A 3,992-nucleotide genomic window follows, 5' to 3' on the forward strand; every position below is an offset into this window, starting at 1 on the left:
ATTATCTTTCAATGGTCAAGCTGGGTTGCATCCGATTGTTTTACAAGAGGTTATGCAATTAAGGGACACAGCCTAGCAGTAGGGGGATGAGCCCAACGCAAATTTTGTCGAGAATATCTTGTAATATGAATGGCTGCCCGGCAATGGTCGTTTTATAGGTGGTGGTGAACTTCACCATGCTGGCACTCATTGCCCCAACCATCATCAGGCCCATTATTGCTGAGGCTTTTGTGACGCAATTTAACAGGCCAGACTGCGTCGCTTCGGCAATATATTTCGACCCCAGCCGATAGCCCATTACTCCGCCGTAATAGCGAATCAGATAGCTCGGAATGTTATAAATCAGCAGGAACAACAATGGCCCGAGCGGGTTGCCCTGAGAGGCCAGGCCGATGGCGATCCCGGTGGCGATAATGCGCAGCACGCCATAAAAGAAGGAGTCACCCACGCCTGCAAACGGCCCCATCAAGGCGACTTTGATACCGTTAATACTGGATGTATCAAAGCCAGGGTTCGCCGCGTTCTCTTTTTCCATCGACAGCGTCAGGCCCATGATAAACGGTGCCAGATGCTGGTTGGTGTTGAAGAACTGGCTGTTGCGTTTTAATGCTTCCATATAGCAGTGCGGATCCGGATAAATCTTTTTCAGCATCGGCGCCAGCGCCCAGCCGTAGCTCAGCCCTTCCATACGGGTAAAGTTCATCGAGCCCAACAGGGGGAACTGGCGAATAAAGAGCTGACGAAACAGCTTTTTCTCGCTTTTATCATCATCGCGGGTGGCGATGTTTTTCATGTGAATATCAGTCATTGAAGAACCCATCCTTATCATCAACAGACGCGGGCGCGGTGGTCGCGGCTTTCTGTTTGTTGGCTTTTAGCTGATTGAACTCGTTCAGGCACAGGTACACGGCAACGGAGGCGGCAATGATCGCAATGCCGATGATCGGCAGCTTGAGGTACGCGGTCATTGCGAAGCCGATAAAGAAGAACGCGGCAATATTGCGGTTCCACAGGGCTTTGAGCAGGATGGCGAAACCCAGCGCAGGTAGCACGCCGCCTACTGCCGTCATGCCGCGCATCACGGTATCGGGAATGCTTTCTACCAGGCTGCGAATCACATCGGTGCCGAAAAGCACGCCAAAGAAGGCGATCGCGGCGAAGGGTACGCCATAGAAGAAGGTCATGCCGAGCACCAGTCCCAGTGCGGCGCGAATGCGCCCCTCTTCCAGCAGCGCATCATATTTCTCCACCAGGCCGGTGTAGACCAGCTTAAGAACCTGGTAGACAAAAACGGCCAGCAGGCTGATCGGCAGCGCGAGTGCGACGGCGACAGGCGGTTCGGCTTTGGTGAGGATAGTGAAGGCCGTTGCCAGAACGGAACCGACCGCCAGATCGGCAGGCACAGAGCCGCCAATCGTGATGGTGCCCAGGAAAATCAGTTCCAGAGTGGCACCGATAATGATCCCCTGCTGAAAATCACCCAGCACCAGTCCCACCATCGCGCCGCAAATCAATGGGCGTTCCACCAGCGGCTGGCCGAGGGTGTGGTCGGCGGTCTTAGCGAAGAACATAACAAGGGCAACGAGTAGGGCTGACGTTAACATAGCGGCCTCTCTTAACCGGCGTGGTTCAGCATTTCAATCAGGTTTTTGACCGGATGAGACGGTAAAACCTGGTAGTCCACCTGCACACCACGTTCGGCGATGGCGTGGAAATCCGCGACATCTTCCGGGGTGACGTAGACGGTATCGCTGATGTGGGTTTTCGCCGCCAGGTTGTCGGTGATGCGCCCGTAATTGGCGACGTTAAGCACTTTGATTGCCGGCACCTGCTCGATCAGACGACGGGCATCGGCGGCGTTATTCACGATGACCATAATCTTCATCGCTTCTGAACGCGGGTCGTTCAGGACATCGCCTGCATCGCTCACCGCCATGATGGCGCATTTCGCCGTATCCGGTGCGGCCATGCGCAGGGACATCTTCTGGACGTCGTTATTCACAATCTGATCGTTGGCAACCAGAATGCGGTTCACACTCAGGTGCTTGGTCCAGACAACCGCGACCTGGCCGTGTATTAATCGGTCATCAATTCTTATTAACGAAATCATTACGTACTCCTGTTTTTGTTTTACCAGTAGGGTGTCCAGACGCGGGAAAGGCGTACCAGGGCTTCAAACCAGAAATAGTCGCCCCAAAGATTCGGTACGTTGATGCCCATATCACGGCCAAAGTTGTAAACGCCTTCGCGCAAGAGGCCGTCTTCGTTATGCGCAAAGTAATGTGCCTGAAGGTTATGCATTATCAGGCTGATAGCATTGAGGTAAGCCGGACGCAGTGAATCGGTCAGCGGCAGTTGTTTAAGCAGTTCCGCCATACCGCAAACGGCAATCGCAGCGGCGGAGGTGTCCCGGTACGCGTGGTCCTGGGCGGTGAAGATTAAATCCCAGTAGCAGACGCCATCATCCGGCAGACGATTAAGAAAATAATGCGTCAGCTTGCGGGAGAGTTCCGGCAGGGCAGGGTTGCCCGTATGCTGAAAACCCAGCGCAAAGCCGTACATGCCCCACGCCTGGCCGCGTGCCCAGCATGAGCTGTCGCTGAACCCCTGATGGGTATCGCCGTGCAGTGGTTCGCCGTTGGATATGTCCATATAAAACGTGTGAAATGTCGAGGCATCTTCGCGCACCAGATAGCGGGCAGCCTTGGCCAGATGGCGCGTAGCTGCGTTGCGCCAGGCGGTGTTTCCGATTTCATCGGCAGCCCAGAAGAGCAGGGGAACGTTGAGATTACAGTCGATAATCATCCGTCCCTGGCGCGCCGGATCGTTCAAATCCCCCCACGCCTGAATAACGCCCGCCGTGTTGTTGAAACGCCGATAAAGCAGGTCTGCCGCCCGCAGCGCCAGGTTGCGCCCTCGGGTGTTGCCGGTGAGCCGCCAGCTGTTCACGCAGGAAAGTAGATACAAAAAACCGAGGTCGTGGGTATCGACTTTGATCTGTTTATCCAGGCGTTCTTCAAAGCTATCGAGCAAGCCTTCTGCGACCCGGCGGTATTTCTCCTCCCCCGTGACTTCCCAGGCGAGCCACAATAGGCCAGTCCAAAATCCTTCCGTCCAGTCCACTTTCTCAACGGGGGGATAGATACCGTCTTGCGCGCTGGCCGCCGGGAACGTCTGGCTAAAGCGCGGCAGCATGGCATCGATGTTGCTGAGCACATCGGCGATAGCGGCATCAAGCCAGGCTTTGTCCAGCGCGGGCTGAGACGAGAGGTAGCGGCGATCCAGCTTTTCCAGGATGACGGTCATAGACTGCTCTCCGTTGCAAAGAAATCGTCCGCATCGTCCCGGTGAGCGGCGAGTGTGGCCTGCCGTGCCGCCATGATTTCCGGCACAATGTTCATGTATTGCATGGCGTCTGTTGCCGCCCGAATCGCATCCTGCAGGCGGTCTTCTGTGCGCGCATGTTCAGACATACAAAATTCCATCAGCATGATCAGGTTTGCACCGCTGATGACATGCATATGCGGATATTTCACCATCAGTTGCACCGCAGTATTGTTGACGCTGCCGCCCTGCATATCGGTAAACAGCACCAGCTCATTGCCGCGGCGTGCGGCTTCGCTGGCGATAGTCTCAAAATAGTGGCCAAGTTCTGCCGTTGACTCAATCTCCCCGCAATAGGCGCAAATGGGGATGACGCCGTGGTCTTCGCCAATCAATAAATTCAGGCCGGAAATCATGCCTTCGGCATAGCGGCCATGACTTGCGATATAAATCTCTCGCATCAGGTATTCCTTCATTTTTTCTGGGTGCGGGGAGTGTTGTGCAAACGGTGTGCCATAAATTTAATTTATTGTTTTAAATGATTTTTTATGGGTTTTTGGACGCTGGGATTACTGTTGAAAGCCGTGCTTTTGGCTAGATAGTGTCGTCACAAGATTTTAGCCCAGAGAGCGATGCATCTGATCTGGACGGCAGCGAGAAATGAGGCC

The 3,992-nt window shown here is 54.5% G+C and carries 5 protein-coding genes; all 5 read right to left on the bottom strand.

What is annotated here, in order from left to right; translation table 11 throughout:
- Positions 1-58: 58 nt before the first annotated feature.
- The 5 genes from ACSZPU_RS24000 to ACSZPU_RS24020 are packed head-to-tail and all read right to left on the bottom strand — an operon-like array spanning position 59 to position 3,785.
- The gene (locus ACSZPU_RS24000) at positions 59-808 is read right to left on the bottom strand and encodes a PTS system mannose/fructose/sorbose family transporter subunit IID (RefSeq protein ID WP_499004035.1); all 750 of its coding nucleotides are present in this window, start codon (positions 806-808) and stop codon (positions 59-61) included.
- Entirely contained in the window at positions 801-1,604 is an 804-nt protein-coding gene (locus tag ACSZPU_RS24005) for a PTS mannose/fructose/sorbose/N-acetylgalactosamine transporter subunit IIC (protein WP_499004037.1), read from the bottom strand. The genes ACSZPU_RS24000 and ACSZPU_RS24005 overlap by 8 nt, the downstream gene beginning before the upstream one ends.
- Positions 1,605-1,615: 11 nt before the next feature.
- Positions 1,616-2,110: a PTS sugar transporter subunit IIB gene (locus tag ACSZPU_RS24010; RefSeq protein ID WP_499004040.1), complete on the bottom strand. Its 495-nt coding sequence runs from the start codon at positions 2,108-2,110 to the stop codon at positions 1,616-1,618.
- A gap of 20 nt (positions 2,111-2,130) precedes the next feature.
- Positions 2,131-3,306 carry a glycoside hydrolase family 88 protein gene (locus tag ACSZPU_RS24015; RefSeq protein ID WP_499004042.1) on the bottom strand — a complete coding sequence of 392 codons (1,176 nt, stop codon included), beginning with the start codon at positions 3,304-3,306 and terminating at the stop codon, positions 2,131-2,133.
- Positions 3,303-3,785 (bottom strand): PTS sugar transporter subunit IIA, encoded by a 483-nt coding sequence (locus tag ACSZPU_RS24020; RefSeq protein WP_499004044.1) that lies wholly within the window; start codon positions 3,783-3,785, stop codon positions 3,303-3,305. The genes ACSZPU_RS24015 and ACSZPU_RS24020 overlap by 4 nt, the downstream gene beginning before the upstream one ends.
- Positions 3,786-3,992 lie beyond the last annotated feature (207 nt).

This window comes from Phytobacter sp. V69 (assembly GCF_965644215.1).
Classification (GTDB): Bacteria; Pseudomonadota; Gammaproteobacteria; order Enterobacterales; family Enterobacteriaceae; genus Phytobacter.